At 55.2% G+C, this 24,047-nt stretch carries 21 protein-coding genes; 2 read left to right on the forward strand and 19 right to left on the reverse strand.

Features of this window, described 5'->3' with window-relative positions; all coding sequences use genetic code 11:
- Positions 1 to 70 precede the first annotated feature (70 nt).
- The 9 genes from NQ495_RS08570 to NQ495_RS08610 form a co-directional block, all read right to left on the reverse strand.
- Positions 71 to 220, reverse strand: a complete 150-nt coding sequence (locus tag NQ495_RS08570; RefSeq protein WP_009132823.1) for a hypothetical protein — start codon at positions 218 to 220, stop codon at positions 71 to 73.
- A 3-nt stretch (positions 221 to 223) separates the two neighbouring features.
- On the reverse strand, positions 224 to 373 hold the full coding sequence (locus NQ495_RS08575; RefSeq protein WP_407650872.1) for a helix-turn-helix domain-containing protein: 150 nt from the start codon (positions 371 to 373) through the stop codon (positions 224 to 226).
- A gap of 15 nt (positions 374 to 388) precedes the next feature.
- Positions 389 to 511 (reverse strand): hypothetical protein, encoded by a 123-nt coding sequence (locus NQ495_RS08580; protein WP_259801105.1) that lies wholly within the window; start codon positions 509 to 511, stop codon positions 389 to 391.
- Between the two features lie 940 nt (positions 512 to 1,451).
- Positions 1,452 to 2,438 (reverse strand): DUF6371 domain-containing protein, encoded by a 987-nt coding sequence (locus tag NQ495_RS08585; RefSeq protein ID WP_009132825.1) that lies wholly within the window; start codon positions 2,436 to 2,438, stop codon positions 1,452 to 1,454.
- Between the two features lie 202 nt (positions 2,439 to 2,640).
- A complete protein-coding gene (locus NQ495_RS08590) occupies positions 2,641 to 4,143 on the reverse strand; it encodes a DNA primase family protein (RefSeq protein ID WP_009132826.1) in 1,503 nt (500 codons plus the stop codon).
- A complete protein-coding gene (locus NQ495_RS08595) occupies positions 4,136 to 4,528 on the reverse strand; it encodes a hypothetical protein (protein WP_147512999.1) in 393 nt (130 codons plus the stop codon). Before NQ495_RS08595 ends, NQ495_RS08590 begins: the two co-directional genes overlap by 8 nt.
- Positions 4,529 to 4,540: 12 nt before the next feature.
- A complete protein-coding gene (locus tag NQ495_RS08600) occupies positions 4,541 to 4,837 on the reverse strand; it encodes a DUF3853 family protein (protein WP_009132828.1) in 297 nt (98 codons plus the stop codon).
- 209 nt (positions 4,838 to 5,046) lie between these two features.
- On the reverse strand, positions 5,047 to 5,919 hold the full coding sequence (locus NQ495_RS08605; RefSeq protein WP_040294081.1) for a hypothetical protein: 873 nt from the start codon (positions 5,917 to 5,919) through the stop codon (positions 5,047 to 5,049).
- A complete protein-coding gene (locus NQ495_RS08610; RefSeq protein WP_009132830.1) occupies positions 5,891 to 7,198 on the reverse strand; it encodes a site-specific integrase in 1,308 nt (435 codons plus the stop codon). Before NQ495_RS08610 ends, NQ495_RS08605 begins: the two co-directional genes overlap by 29 nt.
- 785 nt (positions 7,199 to 7,983) lie before the next feature.
- Here NQ495_RS08610 and NQ495_RS08615 point away from each other — a divergent pair.
- Together NQ495_RS08615 and NQ495_RS08620 are read left to right on the forward strand one after the other, a co-directional pair.
- Complete coding sequence (locus NQ495_RS08615) at positions 7,984 to 8,691, forward strand: hypothetical protein (RefSeq protein WP_009132831.1); 708 nt, start codon at positions 7,984 to 7,986, stop codon at positions 8,689 to 8,691.
- A gap of 443 nt (positions 8,692 to 9,134) precedes the next feature.
- On the forward strand, positions 9,135 to 9,725 hold the full coding sequence (locus NQ495_RS08620) for a hypothetical protein (RefSeq protein ID WP_040294083.1): 591 nt from the start codon (positions 9,135 to 9,137) through the stop codon (positions 9,723 to 9,725).
- A gap of 105 nt (positions 9,726 to 9,830) precedes the next feature.
- On the opposite strand, the gene NQ495_RS08625 is transcribed toward NQ495_RS08620, so the two are convergent.
- The 10 genes from NQ495_RS08625 to NQ495_RS08670 form a co-directional block, all read right to left on the reverse strand.
- A complete protein-coding gene (locus NQ495_RS08625; protein WP_009132833.1) occupies positions 9,831 to 11,720 on the reverse strand; it encodes a GH39 family glycosyl hydrolase in 1,890 nt (629 codons plus the stop codon).
- An 11-nt stretch (positions 11,721 to 11,731) separates the two neighbouring features.
- A complete protein-coding gene (locus NQ495_RS08630; RefSeq protein WP_009132834.1) occupies positions 11,732 to 12,451 on the reverse strand; it encodes a methyltransferase family protein in 720 nt (239 codons plus the stop codon).
- Positions 12,448 to 13,077, reverse strand: coding sequence for a phosphatase PAP2 family protein (locus NQ495_RS08635; protein WP_009132835.1), 630 nt, complete (start codon positions 13,075 to 13,077; stop codon positions 12,448 to 12,450). Before NQ495_RS08635 ends, NQ495_RS08630 begins: the two co-directional genes overlap by 4 nt.
- 283 nt (positions 13,078 to 13,360) lie before the next feature.
- Positions 13,361 to 14,473, reverse strand: coding sequence for a PHP domain-containing protein (locus NQ495_RS08640; protein ID WP_050807926.1), 1,113 nt, complete (start codon positions 14,471 to 14,473; stop codon positions 13,361 to 13,363).
- Positions 14,474 to 14,655: 182 nt separating this feature from the next.
- Complete coding sequence (locus NQ495_RS08645) at positions 14,656 to 16,155, reverse strand: MBOAT family O-acyltransferase (protein WP_009132837.1); 1,500 nt, start codon at positions 16,153 to 16,155, stop codon at positions 14,656 to 14,658.
- A gap of 173 nt (positions 16,156 to 16,328) precedes the next feature.
- Positions 16,329 to 17,678, reverse strand: a complete 1,350-nt coding sequence (locus NQ495_RS08650; RefSeq protein WP_009132838.1) for a GDSL-type esterase/lipase family protein — start codon at positions 17,676 to 17,678, stop codon at positions 16,329 to 16,331.
- Positions 17,675 to 19,690, reverse strand: a complete 2,016-nt coding sequence (locus NQ495_RS08655) for an SGNH/GDSL hydrolase family protein (protein WP_009132839.1) — start codon at positions 19,688 to 19,690, stop codon at positions 17,675 to 17,677. The genes NQ495_RS08650 and NQ495_RS08655 overlap by 4 nt, the downstream gene beginning before the upstream one ends.
- 622 nt (positions 19,691 to 20,312) lie before the next feature.
- Positions 20,313 to 21,656 carry a citrate/2-methylcitrate synthase gene (locus NQ495_RS08660; RefSeq protein ID WP_009132840.1) on the reverse strand — a complete coding sequence of 448 codons (1,344 nt, stop codon included), beginning with the start codon at positions 21,654 to 21,656 and terminating at the stop codon, positions 20,313 to 20,315.
- Positions 21,657 to 22,145: 489 nt separating this feature from the next.
- Positions 22,146 to 23,408, reverse strand: a complete 1,263-nt coding sequence (gene icd, locus NQ495_RS08665) for an NADP-dependent isocitrate dehydrogenase (RefSeq protein WP_009132841.1) — start codon at positions 23,406 to 23,408, stop codon at positions 22,146 to 22,148.
- A 79-nt stretch (positions 23,409 to 23,487) separates the two neighbouring features.
- Positions 23,488 to 24,000 (reverse strand): hypothetical protein, encoded by a 513-nt coding sequence (locus tag NQ495_RS08670; RefSeq protein WP_009132842.1) that lies wholly within the window; start codon positions 23,998 to 24,000, stop codon positions 23,488 to 23,490.
- Positions 24,001 to 24,047 lie beyond the last annotated feature (47 nt).

Raw genomic sequence — 24,047 nt, forward strand, 5'->3', positions numbered from 1 at the left:
ATAACGGTAAAAGGTATTGTCGTGTGTCGCGCAGGTTCTGTAACGGGCGGGGCGAGATATGTAGATATTCTCACACCTCGTCCCCGGTCAAGTTGCGTTCACTCATAACCGAGGGGTGGTAGTTGTCGAAGGCTTTCTGCAAAGCCTTCTCCGTTTCACTGATCTGCGAAAAAACTTTCTTAACCTCTTCGCTTCCGCTGTTCAAAAAATCCCAAGACATGACTTACTTACTTTTAATGGTTTTATTTTTCAGATATTCGGCAACGTCGCTCTCCCGGTAGAAGAACTTGCCTCCTACCGAAGTATAAGGCAACAGCTTCTTGTCCCGGTAAGTTTGAAGTGTACGCTTGGTGACGTTCAGCAGCAAGCACACATCCTGACTATCCAATCATCCCTCCAATATCTGCGGGTCGAATTTCTGCCGGACTTCTCCGGAGAGGTTCGATAATTCTTTCAGTCGGGCGAGGAATCTTAAACATATTCGCTCCTTGACGTAAATGATTTTATCCATACTTGTTCAGTGTTAAATCTTACATGGTAATCTGTTCCCTTTTGGGCCCCTTGCGAAAGCCGGTTATGGTTTATTGTTCGTGTTTTCTTTATTGTATCATGTGATGAGACTGTCTCATTAGTCTCGGATATGGTGCGCTCGGTTTTCATTGGTCGTTCGCATTTTATAGCTACTCGATAAAAGTGGGCTGATGATGGTTTTGACCGCAATATATAACCGTTTAAGGTTTCCTGAACTGCTGTTCCTAAGAGTCTTGGGTAGCTCGAAAACGTCTGAGACGGAGGATTGACATACATACCATTGCTGGGCAATTCGCATGTAGTTTTAGCTGGCAACAAATCCATATTGCTTCCGGACCGAGATTGTGTCTGTTACGAAATGTGGCACAAGAGCATCTGCATATTTTGTGTCGTTTATACTTACCATTCTGCATCCATATCCATCGAGCTCCTCGTCAGACGTGCGTCGATCTCCTTGGGCATGATCGTAAATTGTTCTGCCGATATATCCGGCTCCAGGGTTTCGGCGTAATACTTTGATATAATGATCTTTTACTTCTCACATTCGCCCTCTTTATTATAAAATCAACTCGAACTGTTTTCATGTACGCGCGGTGATGCCGAAATATTAGGCCTAATTCACCCTCCCGTGTCGCTTTAGTGTTGCCCTCTTACCTTCCGCTCGCACCCAACGCGGCGCGGAGTGCCCGATTACGGCCTCCATGTGTTCGACGGAGTTGTACCCGCCAGCCACGGCAAACGCAGTATCTACCTGTATCAGAATATCCCCGGAATCCAGCATTTGCCGTAAGGTTATGGGGATTTCTTGTTTAATAGTCAGTACAACGAGTTCGATGTAATCCGGGGTCTTGTGTTCCCAGATAATTTCTCCGTCCAAATGAAGATGCCCACCGTTAACAGTCTTTGTAAATTCCATAATTTCAATTTTTTGTTTTAATTGTCTTTATCATGTAATCCGCTATATCGAGACCATCCCGCCGATCCTCCACGGTAGCGATCCGCTCCAACGTATCGGATACGGAAAGAGTAAACCCCACCCGCCGGGCTATCGTCTCTCCTTTTTCTTTCCAAACATCAAAGGCTCCGAGGTCAGGGAAAAGGATTACGTTGCGGCCTTTGAGACATTCGCATTTTTCAGCCTTTAGATTGCATTTCCCTCCGGTGGCTAACCAGATACACCCCGGCATTACTCCGCTGCCTATAACGGCGCTCTTTTCGCTCTCCACGAGGCAAACCGTATCCTCCGGTCTCCTCTTTAGCAGGTGTTCCCCGAACAGGCATTGCGACAACTCCCATTCATCGGACAAAACCTTATCGCGTTTTAGCCTGGCGTGCATCCAGTCGATCGCGTTACAACCGTTTTTCAACCGTTTTCCGGTCTCGGAGTTATACCGCATCACTTTGCCCGTCCTTACCCGTTTCTGTCCGTCTATTTGCCAGTAAATAACCGCTCCTGTGTCCGTACAGCCCAGGCAGTATTCACCTGTCAGCCGTTGGATAATCGGGCCTGTTTCCGGTTCGTTGAATAATCCCCGCAGGAAATAGACGAAATCAGATCGGGTACCCAGATACTTCGGTATATATTCTTGGGAAATGCAGTCTATACGTTGAGGTTGCGAAGTTTTCCCCCTTGGTGTAACCTTGGTGTCATACCCTGTCCTGTCTTTCCCGAAATTATCCCGCCGCATCTCGCTAGAATCATTCTCCGGATGATCATGGAAATACTCTTTGGGGGTGTAGTGGTACCCGCAATTATCCTCCCGGTTGCAACGCCCCACATCAGGGGAAAGGCACTTCCCCGTCCGGGTATCGACATACCGGGTAAATACCCGTTTACGGTGGCAGGCCGGGCACTCGTATCGGCTCCGTATCCCCTTGTATTTTTCCAATTCGTATCGGTGCGTCATAACTCCGTTTTTATGCCGTGCCCTGAAAAAAGTTTTTTCTTGCTACATTTCCTACATTACGTACATGATGCGAGACGGTGTGCTATGTAGCAATGTATTTCACATATTGATTAATGTTTTGGTAATCAGTGTATAGTAATTTATCGATGTACGTAGTGTAGCAAGAAAAAACTTTTCTCGGGGGGAATCGGCTTGCATTTATCTACATGCTTTCTACACTTTTTCCTATATAAACCGTATAGCCAGGTGCTCGGCGTTCTGTTTTATACCCGGCATTTTTAAGCCGTTTCGATACTGTTTTCAGCGAGCAGGGGGTATACCCGTTCTCATAGCAGAACGACCGGTAGTCGTAAAACAAATCCTTTAACAGCATACTGGACTGTGGATCGGGTTTATATCCCCCTTCGTCGAGAAACATCGCCACGTTGTCGGATTCACGCCTGAAATCCTCGACCTGCTCCCGGATCATTGCCGAACGTGTAAATTTGCGTTGTTGGAGCAACCGCCTCAACCCTTCCAGCATCCAGTTGAAAACGCCGCTTAACTCGTCCCGGATGATCTTTGCCGCCAGTTCCGGGTCTTGTTCGCTCTCCGGTATGGTTTGCCCGAAAGGAATAATCAGGAATCGGCGGAAAAAAGCGTTGGTATTCTCCACCTCTTTGGGCAGATCGTTGCAATTGAACATCAGTTTGCCGTATTCCCGCATCACGAAAGGGCGCCCGTATATCTGCCGGGCCTCTACCGGTTCTCCGCTTACGAGCTGCTTGAATATCGACGCCTCCAGTTTACCGTTGATCTCCGAAGCGTAATTGAGCAGTTTATTGGATAGCTCCGCCCGCTGGTAGCCTTCGTATTTGGTCAGGTTCTGCAAGGAATAGGAACAGATATTATCCGGCCCGATAAGCGCGTTTACGACCTCGAAGAATACGCTTTTGCCGTTCGCCCCGCTGCCGTACAGGATGGCCGCTTTCTCCAGTTTCAGTCCGGTTGTGAAGATATAGCCCATGTATTCGGCCAGCACTTTGCGGCAATCCGTGTCCGGCAATACCCGTTGCAGGTACTTCTCGAAAAGAGGACACCGGGCCGAAGGGTCGTACTCGAACGGCAATTGATATTTCAGGAAGTCCTCCCGGCGCTGCTCCCGGAGTGTCTGCCCGTTCCCGGAGATCTCAAAGGTTCCGTTTTGCAGGTTTATCAGCGTAATTCCTGCCACTCGTTCCGGGGTCGGCATATTCGCCTCGGATACGAACTGCTTGTAGATCTCCTCCTTGAATTGGTGGTATTTGGCCTCGAGGGGTGCCACTCCCATTTTGAGGGCCGCCTCGGCCAGAAAGGGTTTAAACTCTTCTGCGTTGATAGGCTGCCAGTACTTGCCGTTATACAGGTAGATAAAATCGTTCTTGACGCAAAGTCCCCAGTTGTTGGCGGTGGCTTTGCTTATGATCTCCTCCACGGCAATCACGACAAAGATTTTCCGGGTCAGTTTTGCGTCCTCGTCCAATCCGGCGCGCTCCCGAAAATCCAGTTCGTCGAACTGTTCCAACAGCTCGGATAAAACCCTCCGGCAGCTTTTGCCGTTCAAATCCTCGATCCGCTTACGGGCGTTATTTTCTTCCATCTGTTGCTCCCGGTGCTGTATATCCGACCGGAGCAGGCCGATAAAATCTCCGGTAAAGGGACGGACGGGCGGTTGTCGGCTATCCATGTATCGCCTCCTTTCCGGTCAGTTGCAGCATCTCTACGGTAATCCCGCTACGGGGATTACGATCCTTACCGGTTATGCGGATAAATCCGGCATCGAGCAGGTCGTACACAATCCGCGTAATGTGGTTTATCGGCTGTTCCAATACCTCAACGAGATCAACGCGGGAGTAGGTACGGGTAGGGTGTTCAAGAAAGAATTTGCGGGCTTTCCGCATTTCGATTTCGTGCAGCCTGTGAATAGCTGCAAATGCCTGGGACTGGGTGTCGGAAAAATGAATTTTCCGCTTGCTTTTTCCTGATCTGTGATTATATTTGCAGTAAGAAATTTGTTCACCTGCCAAGATATTGCCGCTTCTTGTGGGAGTGGCTTTTCTTTTGTCTTTCATCGCCGAGTCCTCCTATCCTTTAGCGTGTTCATCGAACAGTTCGAGGGCTTTTGCTACGTCAACGACGATCTTACGGCCATTCTGACGGATAGCCGGTTTTAGGAACGTGTCTTTGTAACGCTGGGCGGTGGCGTGGGATACGCCGAAGAGTTTGCTGATGCCTTTGAGCCCGTACGCATAACCTTGCGTATAATCACGGGCCGGGGCGATAGGTGCTGCCGGCGCCGATTTATGCTTATCCAGCAGATCGATAAGCTGAGAAACAGTCAGAGCCGCAATAGGCGTTTCCCCTGTAATATTCGCATACATTGCAGTATCATTTTTTGATTCAACATAGGTTGCGGTTAGCTATTCCGCTAAATCAAATTTGATAATGCAAAGAGATGAATAATAGTAGTGTAGGACTAAATGTCGGACGTCCTAAATTTACATAAATCTAATTATCAATCATTTGCAAGGGGCGCAAAAACGAAAACGCACGGACTTTGCCGTGCGTTTAGTATTTTATAGTATGTTTTTTACTCTATTCCTATCGTTTTCAGTAGCTCGGATGCTGCGTCAATTGCTTTTTGTTCGGGTTTCTTGTACGATACGGAATCTTTCGGGTTTGCGTTGATATTCCCGCCTGTTACAGCTTCGACGAATGCGGCCTTTTTAGTCCGATCTATGTTTTTGCAAAGCCCGGATTTGTCGATTAGTGCCATAACAGCAGCCCGGCGATGTGTGGAGGGCATGGTATCATATACTACGCGTCCTGTTCGCATTTCTTTTAAACGCGCAGACCCAATTTTCGCCGGGACTGCAGCGAGTATATCTTCTGCTAGTTCTATGCCGTATCTGCTACACATTTCAGTAAAATGGGTGACGAAATATTTAGCATTCTCCGCTAAATCATGTGCCAATGATTTAAAAGAAGCATCGAACCTGTACCCCCATTGTTTTTCTACATCGTAGATACAACCACGCCCCCCGTTAAAAAAATCGTATTCGCTTATTAACTCTCCACAAAAATCTGTTATACCCATGATAAACGGGATTCTGTTTTCTTTATCTAGGTTAGCTACCAGGCATTCTATCTCGGTGAAACAAAAATGAGTAGCGTGATAAAGGCTGCAAATGCGCGTTCCGTCTTTCACGGGTATAAATGTGCACATATTAGCGTATGAATTGCCAATCCATTCAATCGCATCGCCAATCTCTTTATTTGGCGGTTGAATTTCGTTACTATACAAGCAAACGATTTCATTAATTGCAATACTGTATTCGACTAACCACTGCTCTATGTCATAAAGCGTTAACCCTGTATTCATCTTGTACGCGTATTTGTATTTGTAATATTTGATCAATCGTTCGAGGTTTTCACTACTTGCTAACTGTAATTGTCTTTTCATCAAACAATTTCATTGCTTCGACCTTTGCGGAATCAGCAATATCTATATAGGGTTTCATCGCTTTATAGTCGCTGTGCCCCGTCCATTTCATCACGACCTGCGGAGCTATACCCATCATCAGGGCGTTGCAGATAAACGTCCTGCGGCCGGCATGGGTTCCCAGCAGTTCGTATTTGGGATAAACCTCGTCGATACGTTCGTTTCCCCGGTAATACGTGATTGTTACCGCCTGATCGATCCCGCAGATTTTTCCAACCTCTTTGAGGTAATCGTTCATCTTCTGGTTGCTGATTACCGGCAGGGCTAAATTGCCTGGGTACTGCTGATCCGCATATTTGTCGAGGATCGCACGGGAATACTTGTTTAACTCGATCTTAATGCTGTCGGCGGTTTTAATCGTCGTAAGGGAAATATAGCTGTCGAACACATCCGACCGTTTCAGGTTCGCCACATCGGAATACCTCAACGACGTAAAGCAGCAGAAGCAAAATACATCCCGTACCCGTTCGAGGGTCTTCTGCTTATCGGTAAACGGATAATTGTAGACGGTCATTAGTTCCGGCCAGTCCAGGAAAATAATCTTTTTCTCGCTTGTCTTTAGCTTCGGTTTGAAATTGATGTAGTCGAGCGTCTGACAATACCCCTTTGTGGTTGCCCAGCGCAAAAACCATTTTAGGAATCCGAGTTGTTTAGTTATGGTCGTATTCCGCATTCCCTTAACTTCTCTCAGGTAGTTGACATATTGAGTTAATCCGAACTCTGTCAGATCGGCAAATTGCAAAGAGGCATTAAAGGTTTCAAGGTGGTGGCGAACGGCGGCGAATTTTGCATAGGTTGCTGATGTCCAACTGTTGATATTCCCCATTTCGCGGGTAAAATCATCGAAATAGTCGAACAGCGTTTTGTCCGTTTGTACTTCTGTATTGTTTGTCCGGCCCGATAAAAGGTTAAATTTCGCCCTAACCTGATCCGGTGTAGGTGATATTCCCTCCAGCTCGAAAGAGGTAAAAACGCTGTCTATTGTTGTTTCAAAAGCTTGTATCACCCCGTTAATCAGGGTGGCGGATTGCTTTTGCAGATTGGTAGTCTTTACCCGGCAGCGCTGGGTTGGTGTGTCCCATTGGCTTAGTTTCACTCGGTACCCTACATTGAAATCGACTTTATGACCCGACCAACGAACACGCAACCGGAGTTTTGCGTCCGGCTTGTATCCGTCGCCCTCTTTCTCCTTGTCGGGAAAGAATAGATAACTGCGTTTGATGTTTAGGTTTGCTACCATTATCCCTATCTTCGTATGAGTATTTCAGAGGGGCACAACGAGCGGGTGAGAAGTTGGTCCCTCCCCTACAAAAGTAGGGACCATTTTTGATATATCATAATAAATTTTACTGGATTTTATAAAATAGTTATATTTGCAAGTATCTTTAAAATAGTATATTGCGAAATTGTGATAAACCGAACAATATATAAGTTCGAGAGCCGCTTTCTCCGCCAAATTTTTCTTTTTGTCCATGCCGTTCCCCGCACGTAAGTGCGGGGATTTTTTGTTTGTAGATGGGATAATTTCAGTTCTGATTCCAGTTTCGATTCAGGCCTTGGTTCCGATTCTGATGCCCGTTTTGATGCTGACGTTCCGGCCCCGGAAGTTTTCGGCAACTATCTTTCTCGGTTCGATCGCAGGTCCGGATTATGCCTGCCTGGTGCGCGTTTTTCCGCCAGATGATTCTTGCCGGGCGGCGCTCTTCGGATAAAGTCCCATCCCTTCTCGCCCATTCTGCGGGCACCCGAAAACAGAAGCGGCCGTTCGGATTGAACAGCCGCTTTTTTATGGGGGAAAAATGTACGTTTTTAACATATACTGTTGTTGCCGTATACATCACCCGGAAAGATGCGGGGCGGGGCTCCGGCAAAAAATTGACGCTGATCTTTTTAACAAGCCGATGGAATTATACGGGGAAATTCGTATATTAGTAGCTGTCAATCAAAGATTAAACGTACGTTTTAGCCATAATATATATATGTAAAATGCATGTAATAAGTTTAATACGATAAAACTTGCTGGTTATGGAACGGAATAATCGGCCCGGGTCACCGGCGCTCCGCAAACCGGTCGGGGCGGTACATCGGCAAGAAACCGTGTCGGGTCGAAATGGGTTTGTTAAGTATCACGTCCATGCGGAGATGATTCGCGGGGACATCGACAGGCTTTGTGCTGCCGGTGTCCCGCTCGGACGGATCACGGTGGGTGCGGATTGTATGACGGTCGTGGAGCGGTTGCGTGCCGGCGAGCGGTTGGAGGTCTGTTCGCTCGGGGATGTTTGTACGAGTGTGTCCGGGTTGCTGCGGGTACTTCATGCAGTAGCTTCGCGCGGGGCTTCGCTGCATTCGCAGTCCGACCCGTGGCTCGATATGGAGGCGAAAGGGTGCAATTGGACGGATCTGGTCGGCGGATTACTCGAATTTATGTCCCGGTCGACTTCCGAGCGTACGAAAGAGGCGCTTCGCCAATGCAAACTTTCGGGGCAGTCGGTAGGGCGCCCCAAAGGCATCCCGCCCGAGCGGCTCAAGCGCTACCGGGCCGGAGTGATGCTCTACCGGAGTTCCGGCATGAGCGTGCGCGATATCTGCGCGGTAAGCGGTCTTGAGGTGCGCAGTTTCTACCGCTATATGAAAAGCGAAGGGATTCCGCTTAAGCGCCGGCAGGGGGAAGACGCTCGCTCCGAAACCGAACCTGCGCAGGTAGTGGAGTCGGTACCGGCGCAGGGACGGTGATTCCTGCCGGGCTGCCAGGTGAAGGCTATGTCTACGCTGCGGCTTCCTAAAAAACGGGTTCCCGCCTCCCCCAAAAACGGCACTTCTTGTGTAGGGCAAAAACGTATATTTTTGTCCCGTTTGATTTTTATGACAGAAATTCCTGACAAAGAACAAGGAAGAAATCGTGATGGAACGCTAATATTGATATTTTTAATAATTCGATGGAATTGTACAGTTAATTTAGTATATTAAATACTAAAGAAGGAAGGTTAAACGTATTATTTAACCAGATGGTGCATATGTAAAATGCACATAATTAGTGTAGTAAATACTACTTGTAGGCTATGGAACGGAATGATCACTCCGCCCCGTCGGCCCCCCGGAAACGAGTCGGGGCAGTACATCGGCAAGGAGAAGTATCGGGACGGAAAGGGTTTGTTAAATATCATATCAATGCAGAGATGATTCGCAAGGACATCGACAAGCTTTGTGCTGCCGGTGTCCCGCTCGGACGGATCACGGTGGGTGCGGATTGTATGACGGTCGTGGAGCGGTTGCGTGCCGGCGAGCGGTTGGAGGTCTGTTCACTCGGGGATGTTTGTACGAGTGTATCCGGATTGCTGCGGGTACTTTATGCAGTAGCTTCGCGCGGGGCTTCGCTGCGCTCGCAGTCCGATCCGTGGCTCGATATGGAGGCGAAAGGATGCAATTGGATGGATTTGATCGGCGGATTACTCGAATTTATGTCCCGGTCGACTTCGGAGCGCACGAAAGAGGCGCTTCGCCAGCGCAAACTTTCGGGGCAGTCGGTAGGGCGCCCCAAAGGCAGCCCGCCCGAGCGGCTCAAGCGCTACCGGGCCGGAGTGATGCTCTACCGGAGTTCCGGCATGAGCGTGCGCGAAATCTGCGCGGTAAGCGGTCTCGAGGTGCGCAGTTTCTACCGCTATATGAAGAGCGAAGGAATTGAGCTTAAGCGCCGCAACGAGGTGAACGGGCAATCCGAAACAGAGTCGGCGCCGGCACCGGACCCGACGTCGGGTCCGGAACTGTAATTCCTGCCGGAACGCCTGCCCGGGTGCGGAATATGCGTTTGGACTCTTCCGGTCCGCCGTTTCCTGTGCCGTTTTGTTTGTCGTTCCCGTTGCTGGATTGCGCTGTTACTTCGACCGGTCGCCCATGGCCTTGTCCCAGATGCGGAATTCCGCGTCGTCGATACGGCTGCGGCCGTAGCCCGATGCGCGCGGCGTAATCTCGAAGAAAGCCACTTCGCCCGGTGCGAGGCAGCAATTCAGCGACAAGCCCCCCGGTCCTGCCGTGTAGTCCTGTACGAGGCTGTATTCCGGTACTGAGGCCGCTTCGAGCAATTTCTGCTGTACCGGCGTCAGGTTCAGCGGGCGTCCCATTGCGACCCAGGTTTCCCACGGACTTCCGTCGCCCTCTTTGATCGTGGCGCGCGTAATGATGTAAGCGGTGTCTTTCAATGTCGGCAGGGTAATGGCGGCGTTGAAGGGGACGGCTTTATTCAGCTCGACGAAATTCTGGTTCCAGGCCAATACCCGGACGATGTCGCCCTCTTCGGTGGCCGTGATGCCTTTGCCCGGTTGTATGGCTTCGGGAGAGGCGACCTGCATCAGGTCGCCTTCCATGCGTCGCATCAGTGCGAAGGCGTTGTAGCTTGCCTTGCGGATGCCGTGGATCGTCATCAGCCCGTAGGTGCATGAAAACGGTGCGTCGGGAATGGATCCCTCGTCGAAGATGTCGCTGAGCACCCAGTAGGCCATCGTCTGTGCATCGGCGTCGGTCTCGACGCAGTTGCGCACGATCGTCGCGGCGGCGTGCAGGTCGTCCACGTACCGGTTGTCCCCCCACGTAACCTTGTCCGCCGACGGAGCTTGCTGCGTGTTCCATTCGGTCCAGTGGATCTCCAGGTCGGGGCACTTCGAGTTCGCGACGATCTCCTTCACGCTTTTGATCTTCGCGGGGAAATACTCGCCTACGCCGTAAGGGCTGCCTTTGCGGTCGGGGTAGTCGACCTGTTCGTCCTGCGGGTAGAGGTGCGTCGAAATGAAGTCCAGCGGTACGCCGTTGTCGGTGCAGTAGTCGATCATGTCCTGGATCCAGTTGGCCTTCGACGAGGCGGGGCCGCCGATGCGCAGGCCCCTGTCCACCGATTTGAGCCCGTCTGCACTCGCTTTGTAGAGTTTGAAATACTCGTCTTTCGTACCCGACCAGAATCCCGACAGGTTCGGTTCGTTCCACACTTCGAAATACCATTTGCGCACTTCGTCGAGTCCGTAGCGCCGCACCAGGTGCTTCGCGAACTCGTGCACGAGCAGTTCCCATTCGCGGTAATCCTGCGGCGGGGTGACGTTGGCCTTGTACCAGAAGAGCTGTTGCGTGCCGGAAGCCAGCGCGTCGGGCATCGGGTTCAGTTCGACGAACGGGCGGATGCCCATCGCCAGCAGCGCGTCGTAGATCTTGTCGATCTGGTGCCACTTGAAGGTCAGCGAGCCGTCTTTCGCCCGTTCGACTACATCCATGTCGCGGTCGAACAGCGCGTGGAAGCGGCAGTAGCGGTAGCCCAGCTCTTTTTGCGCCGCGGCGAACTGTTCGAGCAGGTCGGCCCGCAGCAGCAGGTAGGCCCTTCCCACGGCGACGCAGTTGCGCCACGGCATCCGCAGTTGCCCGGGTGCCGGAGAGGGGGTGATCGTGAACGGTTGCGCCGTCGCCCACGGAGGAACGGCCGGACCCGGATGCATGCCCCGGGAGGAGTGCAGCCCCCGTTGCGGTTTGGAACTGTCCGGCTGCCGGGTGTTTTGTTGCGGAGCGTTCTGCTGCGGGGTGTTCCGTGGTCGGCTGTCTGGTCGCTGGATGCCGTTTGCCTGTGCGGCAGCTGCCGCGTCTATCCTTGCCTGATTCGCAGTCCGGGGGGGGGTTACAGTTGCAGCACCGGACCTTGTTCCGGTTCCGGAGCCGGCATGCCCGGCCGACGGCGCGAAACCCAGTAAACCGGCCGCGAGGGTTGCTGTGAGTAGAACTCTTGTCATGGAGAGAGGGCTTATTTGTTGATCAGTTTGATGATGACGCGGATGAAGATCGTGAACAGCAACGTGATGGCTCCCACCGTACTCCACAGCGGCGAGAGGCCCCATGTGAATTCGATCACGCGGTTCCGGATCAGGTTGATCGTTACGAAAGCGAGCACGAGGCAGAAGAAACCGACGTATTCGCGGCGGATGACCTGCATCAGCGAAAAGCGGTAGCGGTTGCTGACCCACAGCTTGCGGTTCGGGATCAGCGCGTTCGTGTACCGGGCCCAGTCGGTGTAGCGCTCGCCGAAGCGCTGTTTGAGCTCCTCTTCCTCGCTCATCAGCACCAGGTAGGTGAACAGCGTATAGAGCATCGCGGCCCCGATGATGAACCACGTTACGCCCACGTAGAGGATGATGCCGTACCAGGCCAGCAGGTTGCCCAGCGCAATGGGATGGCGGACGGTCGAGTACATGCCCTGGGTGATGAGCGTCGTGCTGTGGACGCCGCTTTCGACCTCTTCTTCGCTTTTTCGGGGGAGGTAGCCGACCGTCAGTACGCGCACCGCCACGCCCGAGAGCGAAATCACCGCACAGAGCAGCGTAAAAACGAACGAGTCGGGAATGATGTTGAACGGCCGTGCGATGAGCAGCGCCAGCAGTGCGGCTGGGTAGAGCAGCAGCGGCAGCCAGTGCCGGTTATCGTAAAGACGCCTGCGCAGTGCGGCGGATTGTTCGGAGAGGGTCATGCGTTTGGATCGTTAAGGCTTTTCGGCGTTTCCCGGGAGGAGGCCGGTGCGTTTCCATCCCCTTTTTCCGGCCGGGGGGCCGTCGCTTTGCGGTATGTCCGGTAAGCCGCCGCTCCGAGCAGCAACCCGAGTGTGGTACCGAACAGGATGTCCATCGGGTAGTGGAGGCCCGCATAGATACGGCTGTAACAAACCAGCGCCGCCCACAGCATGATCGTCCAGGTGTACCAGCTCCGAGAGAAGAGCCGTGCGCTGAACATCGCGATCGTGAAGCTCACCGCCGCGTGGGCCGATACGGTGCCGTACAGGCCGCCGCGGTAGCCGTGCAGCGTGTGCACGAACTGTTCGATCGCGGGGGTGTGCGACGGGCGCAGCTTCGGGGTATAGTGCTTGAAAAAGTTGCAGATCTGGTCGGCTGCGATTACCGCCACGCCGAGGCAGACGAGCATCCAAAGCAGGTTACGCGTCCCGATCTTGCGCCATGCGAAGTAGAGGATCGCCGCGTAGAGCGGAATCCACGTCAGGCGCGCCGTGACGATATAAAAGCACGTATCCCAGAAACCGCCCCAACTTCCGTTCAGGGCCAGTAACAGTTGCTGGTCGATATGCAGGATTTGCTGCCACATGGCTGATGGTTGTTTGTTGCGGTGCCTCCGGGCGGACGTTGTCCGCCGTTGCCGGAGGCAAAAGCAATCCAAATATACGAAATAAAAGCGAAAGGGTTACTCTGAGAGCGAAATCCCTGCCGCTAGCCGGCAGGGATTCGTACTCCGGAGCGGGGCCCGGTAAAACCGTTGGCACACTCTTGGATGTAATACCCCAGGCATGTGAAGATGGCTTTTTGTGCGGTTACTGTTTGACCTGTTTCCCGGAGGCAGGCGTGCTGTCCCTGTGTTGCCTGGCGCGGGTTTACTGGATACGGGCTTCCGGCAGTTGCGCTTCAAGCGTTTCATCGGCCGTGATCAGGCAGTTCAGTACCGGTGTGGTGCGCTGGGCGTCGGGAATCCTGATACGCGTGATGGAGTTGGCCCGCAGGATCACCGGCAATTCGTCGATAACCACCTTGTAGGAGATATCCGAATTGTTCGTTACGTCGTACGTGGTGGTTTTATTTTTGTCGTCACGTGCAAAACGGCGGTAGTCGAGCGACGCGTCCATCAGCGCGCGGAGCAGGTCGGCGGGACCGATCAGCAGGTCGTGGAACATCACCGCGCTGCGGCGGGCGAACAGGGCCTCTTTGATCCCCCCGACCGAACGCTCTTTGGCAAAGACGAGCGTCATCGGGCGCGGCATGCGCGAAAGGCCGTACTTGCCGGTGATGAGCTGGTGTGCGTCCGAGCCGCACATGTAAGCGAGGCGGTTCTCTTTGCACCATGCGATCGCTTTGGGATGGTATTCGGGCCCGTTGATCAGTTCGATCCCGTGTATTTTGCCTTCGTCGATCAGCTTGCGGTGCACGTCGTACATCGTGACCTGCCTGTCGGGCCAGCCGGGGTGGTTCCACATGATGAACGCTCCCTGTTTCACGGCGTTTTCCACCGCCTGTACCGGATCGTCCGTGTCGAGCGCGTTGGCGTCGGTCAGGAAAAAGGCGTTCATGTGGCCGAAGGGTTTTTGGCGCGTGATCTCGGCTCCGGGTACCACCAGGATGCCCATCCGTTCGCCCGCTTCGGCGGCGATCTTGTAGGATTGGTTCTGGTCGCCGCAGACTAGCCCTTCCTTTACCCGGGGACGGTATTCGATATGTTCGGTGATCGCGATGGCGTCGAGTCCTTCGTTCCACGCCTCGTTGACCCGCACGTCGGGCCACACGCTGCCGTCGGAATAGGCCGAATGGATGTGGAAGTCGCATTTTAACGTCGTGTACCCCGGAATGTCGGGGACGCGGATCAGGTCGCGCGTATGGGTATAGAAGTGGTCGGTGAATTCGGGCGTTTCGTTGCCGGGACGCACTTCGGGCTGGGCCTGTAGCGCGACCGCACAGCAGAGAAACAGCGGGATGAGCAGTTTTTTCATTTTCATGGCTTTGCAGGTTATCTTGGTTAATAACAGATAATTACCCAAAGATAACAAATATTTCCGGAACTTTCCCCTCCCAGGGGCCGGATATAAGCATTTGTTAACCTACTGTTAACCGGAAGTTTAAATGAGGGGGTACAGTTGCTTGCTGTCGCGTACGGGGGCGGTTTTCGGCGTCTCCGCGATCAGAATTGGAAATAGATAAACGGCTGGATCTCGGCCGACTTGATCAGCATCACGGCCCAGACCAGTACCGCGATCGTCACCACCTTCACCGGCAGCGGAGACTCGGTCACGGTGCGCTGAGCCCACAGTTCGCTCCGCACCGGCATCAGGTGCAGCAGGTAACCCACGGCCATCAGTCCCATTACGGCGGCGTATCCCGAGACGACCTGCGGGATCAGTTCCGGCTTGAAGTCGGTAAAGATTTGCGACAGCATATTCCGGGCGGTCTGCAGGTCGCTGGCGCGGAACATGATCCAGCCGAAGCAGACGACGTGGAACGTCACGACGATGCCGATGATCCGCCGCCAGCGCGGCATGTCGGCACCCTGCGCCTTGAAGCCCGGCACATGGGCCATGAACCATTTGTGCACCGCGAGCGAGGCGCCGTGCCAGCCGCCCCACAACACGAAGCGCCATGCCGCGCCGTGCCACAGGCCGCCCAGTAGCATCGTGACGATCAGGTTCAGGTAGGTCCGCAGGTGTCCTTTGCGGTTGCCGCCCAGTGAGATATAGAGGTAGTCCTTGAGCCAGCTCGACAGCGAGATGTGCCACCGCCGCCAGAATTCGGTGATCGTCGCCGACTTGTAGGGCGAGTCGAAGTTCTTGTTGAAGTGGAAGCCGAGCAGCAGCGCGATGCCGATGGCCATGTCCGAATAACCGGAGAAGTCGCAGTAGATCTGCAGCGCGTAGCCGTAAAGGCCCATCAGGTTCTCGAAGCCGCTGTACAGCAGCGGGTCGTCGAACACGCGGTCGACGAAATTGAGGCTGATGTAGTCCGAAATGATCGCCTTTTTGAAAAGGCCCGACAGGATCAGGAAGATACCCGTACCGAACATTTCGCGCGTGACCGTCAGCGGATTCTGGCGGATTTGCGGAATGAAGTCGCGCGCCCGTACGATCGGGCCCGCCACCAGCTGCGGGAAGAACGACAGGAAAAAGATGTAGTCGATCCACATGCCCAGCGGCTCGATGCGCCGGCGGTAGATGTCGGCCGTGTAGCTGATCGACTGGAAGACGAAGAACGAGATGCCCACCGGCAGGAAGATGTTCTGGAAGTCGAGCCAGTGGTGTCCGCTCAGTCCGTTTACGATGCCGATAAAGAAGTTCGTGTATTTGAAGTAGATCAGCAGGCCGATGTCGAGCGCGACGCTCAGCGCGAGCAACCCTTTGCGCAGGCCCTGCCTGTCGCTTCGTGCGATTCCTTTGCCGATCAGGAAGTCCGAGACCGATACGGCTATCAGCAGCAGGAAGAAAAAGCCGCTGGTCTTGTAGTAGAAGTAGAGCGAGAAGAGCGTGACGTAGACGATGCGCAGCATCACCTCGCGGCGCATGAACTGGTAGAAGAAGGTGAACCCGCCGAAGAGGAACAGGAAAAGCCCGCTGCTGAAAATCAGCGGCGAGACCGGGTCGTACTGCAACAGCTGTACGATTTTATCCGTTATTTCACCCAGTTCGTTCATCGCTCGTTATCCGTTCAATCGTTTTAGTGATCCGTGTCTTTACCGTTTGGCCGTATCTCCTGCGCCCCGGTTTCTTCGGGCTTCGTCTCTTGCCGTTCATCTTTGGGGGAGCTTCCTGCTGCCCGTCCGGCTTGCAGGATTTTCTGTCCCGGAGGCCGGATATGTCGTTTCCCCTATTTCTTTTCTGCGGCATCCGTTGCCGCCGTACGCGTTCCGATCTTTTTCAGTTGAAGGTCGCCCGCGACAGTACCGGTCGTTCCGTGCAGTTCCTTGTAGCCGTTGTAGGCTTTCACCAGCGCGTCGCAGAGCAGGTCGCCCTGCAGGCGGTAACCGTCGTGCGAAAGGTGTATCCGGTCGGCCCCGGCCAGTCCGGCCCGGTACCACCGCTCCATCGCTCCGTCGCCCCCGGCCACCGCATAGAAATCCCACACGGGCAGTCCGTGCCGCCCGGCGGCCTGTACGATTTGGTCGCGCACCCGCTCCGCATTCGGGTTCGGCTTGCGCACGTAGCGTCCTTTCACCCGCACGCGGCTCCAGCACTCCATCGGCGTGGTGAGCAACAGCGGGCAAAGCGGGAAATATTCTTTCAGCAGGCCGATCAGTTTTTCGACCTGTGCGCCTACGGCCGCTTCGTCGAAGTTACGTCCGTACGAATCGTTCGTCCCCAGCGAGAGGATGATCAGTTCCGGTTGCAACGGAACGGCCTGCCGGACGATCTGCGGGTTGCGGTTCATCGCCGTGAAGGTGTTGCCGTTGATCCCCATGCTGTGGAAGAGGATGCCCCGGTTGCCGTTTTCGAGCGAGAAGCCGTAGTAAACCTGCCGGGCATAGGCGGTATCGGTCGTCGCAGAACGGAGCGTGACCGAGGTGACGGTCTCCCGCAGCGGAATCATCGTGCTCTCTTCGGTATCGCCCAGCGGGCACAGGATGTCGTCGGTGAGCGAGTCTGGGGCTTTCAGCAGCGGCGCTTCGCGGTGGTGGAATGCGCGGAGGCGGTCGAACGGAGAATCCTTCGCCGTGATCGTGAATTCGGCCGTACGCCCGTTGCCGGAGAGCGCCATCCCCGTTACGCCGGGCATTTCGTCCGGGCTGACTTGTGTGCAGCGCGAGGTGGTCCATTTCCCGGACGAGGCGATTGCGTAGTCGGGCGGTTCGTTGGTGCCCGAGAGCCTCAACGGTGCGATCAGCCCGCGTCCCGCATCGCCGAAAAGCATTTGCAGGCGGCTCCGTACGCGGTTCGGGAAGAATCCGGCTTGCACGTGCGAATCGCCCAGCTGCAGGATCGCTACGGGCAGTTGCTTCTCGCCGCGCTCAAGCCGGGCGAACTCGCCGAACAGGCCTTCGAGTGCCTGCACGTTACCCGTGATCCGGTTGCACGACGTATCGGCGATACCCGGCGCCGGCATCTGCTCGATCTCGAACGGCGTCAGCGCCGGCACGGCGGGAGCCTCGTCCGTTCCCCGGACGAAACCGCGCGCCAGCACGGTGATCAGCAGTAGGATTATGACCGGGATATACCTCATCGCGTTTCGCTGAAATTGTCGTTACCGTCGTTGCGGTTATGACGATTGTTGCCGGAGTCGTCGTTATTGTTGCCGTTGCTGCCATTGCCGCTGTTGCTTCCGGGCTGTTTGCCGGGCTGGATTTCACTCGGCCGTGTCCCATTTGGTCGGGTGTCATGCTCCCTTTTGCCGTTCCGTACGCTGTCAGCTTGGATCCTTGTCGTATCGCGCATGCCGGAGGCAGCCGGGCTGGCCGGGGTGACTCCCGCCCCGGCATTTGTACCCGCAGTTACACCTGTTCCGGTTATCGTTCCGGTACCTGTACCCGTTTCTGCCCCGGCTTCAGTTCCGGTTCCGGTCCGTTGCCCGTTACCGTTCCTTGCCGTGTTTTGATCCGTTTGGCCGCGTTCCCGGTCCGTTGCTGCGGTTCCTGCCTCCGTTTCTGTGCCGCTTTCGGCCGGATTCTGTTCCGTCCCTTCGTGTTCCCATCCGGCCGGGAAGGCGTTTTTGCCCGTATCTGCCGCGGGGCTGTGGTAGAGCGGCATCGGCTCGTCGCCGTCGCCGGGGTGTTGCTGCGCGTCGTATACGAGCGCGGTAGCAAAACGCTGCGCGATATATTTGCCGCCCGGATAACGGATATGCGTATGGTCTTGCGCGGCCCACTTCTTTTGTACGAAGTTCACCATGCTGTTCTCGCCGCCCATCGCGTCGAACGTATTCCAGAAAGCGACTCCCGCCGCCTCTGCCGCCTTGCGCTGCGCGTCGATCATGCCCTTCACGGCGGGCATCGTCACGAACTGTCCGTCGCGCAGCGTGCTGCGGTCGCCGACGCCCATCACGAGGATGCTCGCACCGGGGAAGCACTGCTGTACATAGCGGATGATCCGCGTGAAGGTCTTCGAATAGGAGTCGTATTTGAGCACGTCGGGCGACATGACGTTCAGGCCGTACTGCAGCACGATCAGGTCGTAGCCGAGCATCTGTCCGATCTGCTGGTTCACGAAGCTGTTGGTTTCGAACAGCGCCATGCCGCTGTTGCCGCGGATCGAGTAGTTGTCCACGCTAACGCCGCCCGCGTCCTCGAGCACGATCCCGTAGCCGGTGAATCCGTCGGTCCGGTTCAGCGTCACGCTGATGCTGTGTACCGGTGCGTTGATGACGATCTGTTGTACGTGTTCGCTCGGTTCGGGTGCGAAGAGGCGGCTTACCGAATCGTTGATCACGACGTTGAGCCGCGTATTGTTGCGGTTGGTAAAGACGAGTCGCGCGGTACCCGCCTGGTTGATGTGCTTGCGGAAAGTGACGCCCTGCAGCCGGGTAGTGGCGCCTTCCTGCGGAATGCAGACGAAGCCCGAGACGAAAAAGCGGTCTTTGATTGCGGCGGGAATTTGCGCGCGGTCGCGAATGTTGTAGATGTCCCAGTTCGAGAACGAGTGCAGTACCGTGCCGCGGAACTTGGCCAGCGGCGAAGCGAACGGCACGAAGCCCACGCCCCGGCCCCCGCAGAGGTTTTGCAGCTGTTCGCGCAGGTCGGCGGTGATGATGTCTCCCTCGATAAACGAGTCGCCGAGTACGGCGATACGCACGGGCCGTCCTGCTGCGCCGCGGGTCAGCGCCCGGTTGAAACGCATCATCGCATCGGGGCTGAACAGTTCGATCGGCACGACGTTCTGGTCCGCTCCGGCGGGCTTGGTGAGCAGGATCGGTGCGGCGGCGGGCGTATCGGTCGCGATGTTCCACTCTTCGAGCTTCGCTTCGGGCAGCGAGAGGGTGTCGCGCTCCGCGCTGCGGGTCGCCGAGTCGATCACTTTCATCGCGGCGGCTTCGTTGAGGAAGGTCGTGTCGAAATATTGGTCCGCTTCGAGCAGTTCGGGCGACTCTTCCTGCTTGATGATGTCCGCGAGGATATTCGTACGCTTGAAGGTCAGCGATCCCAGCTTGAATCTGGGCAGCTGCGACAGCCCGGCCATCGCCGCGATCACGAGGATGGTGGTGAGAAACGAATATGATGTGTAATCCCGCTGTGAGGACATTTGTTAAGGGTTTGCAGGCCGCTTGTCCGGGATGTGCTCCCTTGTCGAGCTGTGCCGTTTCGGAAAATGCCGTACCGTGCGGTGTCCCGGTTGCCGTCGTGTTTCGGTCCCTGGTGTATCCGGGGCTGTCGCCGGGGTCAGCTGTCGCCGCGTTCCGGGTTGTCGTCGCAGCGGGGCTCGCGGCCGGTAAATCCTGCCAGGACTGGTTGCGTTTCGACTGCCGGGATGTCCCGGAGCTCGCTGCAGCCCGTTCCCGGGCGGCTGTTCCGTTTGCCGGATCGAACGGATAAACCGGTGCGAAGTTAGTCATTCGCACTGACATTGCGGACTGTTTCGGTTGAAAAAAATGCACCGGGATTTTTTATCCGGGTGTTTTTGTGCAGGCGGGTCGCGGAAGACGGCGACGCAAAGCGGCACCGGCGTTTGGGGTTGTGTGCGTTCTGCCCGGAATACGGTTGCGGCGGCAAACGGGAATACGACAGAACAGCCCCCTGTCGGGAACCGTTCTGTCGTGTCCGTTTCAGTATGCCTGCATGCGGTTCCGGGTTGTATGCGGTATTCCGGATGCCGTCGTTTACCGTGGTTTTATGTGGCATGGTTCCGCCCGTTCGGCGGCGATCGCCTACCGCTGTTTCAAAGGTACGAACTTGCGTTCGGCGGCGACGTTCTTGTAGGCCGGACGGATGATTCGCTTGCTGTCGAAGTTCAGCTCTTCGATGCGGTGCGCGGTCCAGCCCGTGATGCGGCTCATCGCGAAGAGCGGCGTGAAGACCTCCTGCGGCAGGCCGATCATGTCGTAGACGAAGCCCGAGTAGAAGTCGACGTTCGCGCAGACGCGCTTGTTGACCTTCGTTCCCTTGAAATTCATGAAGTTTTCGATCGCGCGCTCCTCGAGCAGTTCGAGGAATGCGTACTCCTCTTCACGCTCCTTCTCTTTGGCCAGGTCCCGGGCCATCTCCTTGAGCAGCAGTGCGCGCGGGTCGGAAATCGTATAGACCGCATGGCCGATGCCGTAGATCAGCCCGGTGTGGTCGTAGGCCTCTTTGCGCAGCATCTTGTTCAGGTACTGGTCGATTTCGGTTACCTTGTCCCAGTGCCGGATGTTCTCCTTGAGGTGGTCGAACATCTTCATTACCGCGAGGTTCGCGCCGCCGTGCAGCGGGCCTTTGAGCGAACCGATCGCTGCGGCGATCGACGAGTAGGTGTCGGTGCCCGACGAACTGGTCACGCGTACCGTGAAGGTCGAGTTGTTACCGCCGCCGTGTTCGGCATGCAGCACCAGTGCGCGGTCGAGGGTTTTCGCTTCCAGTTCGGAGAACTCGCCTTTGAGCATGTAAAGGAAATTTTCGGCAATTGAGTACTCTTCCTTCGGGTGACGGATGTGCAGCGTCTTGCCGTGGCTGTGGCGCATGATGTTGTAGGCGTAGGCGATGATCGTCGGGAACTTCGAGATCAGGTCGATCGACTGGCGCATCAGGTTGTCGCGCGAGGTGTCGTCGGGGTTTTCGTCGAAGGTGTACATCTCCAGTACGCAGCGCGCGAGGATGTTCATCACGTTCGATCCTTCCAGGTCGAGGATGTTCATCTTGGTCTTCTGGCCCAGCGGCATGAAGGCGTGAATCAGGCTCTGGAACGATTCGAGCTCTTCGCGGTTGGGCAGGTAGCCCGACAGCAGCAGGAAGGCCGCTTCTTCGAACCCGAAGCGATTCTCCCCGTGGATGCCTTTCACCAGGTCGTTCACGTCGATGCCGCGGTAAAGCAGCCGGCCGGGGATCGCCTTGAGGCCTTCGGGCAGGCGTTCATAGCCGACCACGTCGCCGATCTGCGTCAGTCCCACCAGCACGCCCGAATGGTCTTCGTTGCGCAGCCCCCGCTTGACGTTGTATTTCGTGAAGAGTTCGTTGTCGATGCGGCTCGTGCTTTTGATCGACTCCGAAAGCTTGTAGATGATGTACTCCTTTTTCATAAGCCTCAGTTGATTTGCGTTTGTTCTCTGTGATATTTCTTTTTACCTCTGCCTTCGCCTCGTCTTTTAGGGTAGCCCCCTTTATTCGTACGGTCCGCCCATCCGGGAGCGGCAATCCTGTTTTCGGGCACGCCTGTTCCCGGAGAGTCCTGTTTTCGGGTCGTTCCGCCTTCGGATGGATTATTCCCGGGCAGGTTCCTTTTCTGGCGACAGAAGCGACTCCCCGGCATATTTGCCGTCGTTTCAGGGGCAAGGTACGAAAAACACGGAAAAAAGGAATAGGTGTATCCGAATTTATCCGATTTTCGGCAAAATTTTACAAATTTTCCGTCAACCGTGTTTATTTTAGGGGGTGTAGCCTGGAATTTCCGATAATTTTATCTCGTAACAGGTTTTTTGTTCCCCCGTGTACCGCTTTTATGTTGCTCTCCTGCCCATCGCTTTTTTGCCGGGCAGTCGTGCATCTGCGGGAACTCGGATGTTTTGCGGTTACAGCCTGCCGAGCAACTCTTCGCCGAATGCCGACGTGGAGAGCGCCGTACCGCCGGGCATGAAGCGCGCGAGGTCTCCGGTGGCGCGTCCCGCTTCGAACGAACTTTCCATTGCGCCGGTGATGAGCAGTGCCGCTTCCTTCCAGCCGAGGTATTCGAGCATCATCACCGCCGAAAGCAACAGCGAAGAGGGATTGACCGTATCCTTGCCCGCAATGTTCGGTGCGGTGCCGTGCGTCGCTTCGAAGATCGCGTGGCCCGTGAGGTAGTTGATATTTGCGCCGGGGGCGATGCCGATGCCGCCCACCATTGCCGCGAGCTGGTCCGAAATGTAGTCGCCGTTGAGGTTCAGCGTCGCGATCACCGAATACTCTTCGGGAATCAGCAGCGTGTTTTGCAGGAACGCGTCGGCGATCACGTCCTTGACGATCACTTTTCCCGCCGTTTTGGCCGCTTCCATCGCGCGGTCGGCCGCTTCGGCGCCCTGTTCCTTTTTGATCGCATCATACTGACGCGTGGTAAAGGTCTGTTCCGCGAACTCCGCCTCGGCTACGTCGTAACCCCAGTTTTTGAAGCCGCCTTCGGTGAATTTCATGATGTTGCCTTTGTGGACGAGCGTGACAGACGGTAATTTGCGGGTTGCCGCGTATTCGAGCGCCGAGCGCACGAGTCGCTGCGAACCCTCGCGCGAGACGGGCTTCACGCCGAACGATGAACTTTGCGGGAAACGCACCTTCTTCACGCCCATTTCGTCGGTGAGGAATTTCAGGAATTTCTCCGCTTCGGGCGTTCCGGCCTGCCATTCGATCCCGGCGTAGATGTCTTCGGTGTTCTCGCGGAAAATGTGCATATCGACCTTCTGCGGTTCTTTCACGGGCGACACCACGCCGCGGAACCACCGTACCGGCCTCAGGCAGACGTACAGGTCCAGTTCCTGGCGCAGCGCCACGTTCAGCGAACGGATACCGCCGCCCACGGGGGTCGTCAGCGGACCCTTGATGCCCACCTTATAATCGCGGAAGGCCTGCATCGTCTCGTCGGGCAGCCAGCTGCCCGTCTGTTCGAACGATTTGCCGCCCGCGAGCACCTCTTTCCACAGGATGCGGCGCTCCCCGCCATAGGCTTTCGTCACGGCCGCATCCACGACCTTTTGCGTTACGGCCGTGATTTCGGGGCCGACGCCGTCCCCCTCGATGAAAGGTATCTCCACTTGTTGCGGGACCTGCAGTTTTCCCGCGGCGCTGATCGTAATCTTGCTCATGTGTTTGCTGTATTTGCAGTCGTTGGATGCGACAGGAAAAGGCGCTTCCGTCGTATCCGACTACCATTCTGTTTGATGTCTATTTTATGATTTTGACGAGTTTTCCGGATACTTCGGAGCCGTTTAGAAACCACTTTTCTTTGATCTCAGGGTCTCCGTTGGCTTTCCACCTGAAGTCCCTGTTGAAGCTTATCTGGTCGGAGGAGCCGTCGGGCCAGATGATTGTTACCGATTCGTTCGTGTAGCTTTGTGCTCCTTCGAGTTCCCCGAAGCGAAGCAGACAAATCCCGAGGGCGCTTTTTTCCGTCTTCAGGCCGTAAAAGCGGGGCAGGACCGCCTTGCTTGCCGCCAGCTTTTCGTCGCACGCATATTCCTCTCCTTTGTAGAGGGCTTTTATTTTGCCTACTTCCAGGGCGCCGGGGGTCTGCGGATTCAGCAAGTCGTTTCCTTGGGCATCGGTTGCCGTAACAGATACTGTAACAGGGTTGATGTCCCAAATCTTCGTCGTTCCGCCATTTGTTCCGCCATCTTTTTTACAACCCGATAGCATGGTAACATGTATCGCCAACAGCAGAAAAGCGATGCGTTTCATAGGCTATGGATTTTAGGGTTCGTTACCGTAGCGTTGCGGGAATCTTT

It is taken from the genome of Alistipes indistinctus YIT 12060, assembly GCF_025144995.1.
GTDB lineage: Bacteria > Bacteroidota > Bacteroidia > Bacteroidales > Rikenellaceae > Alistipes_A > Alistipes_A indistinctus.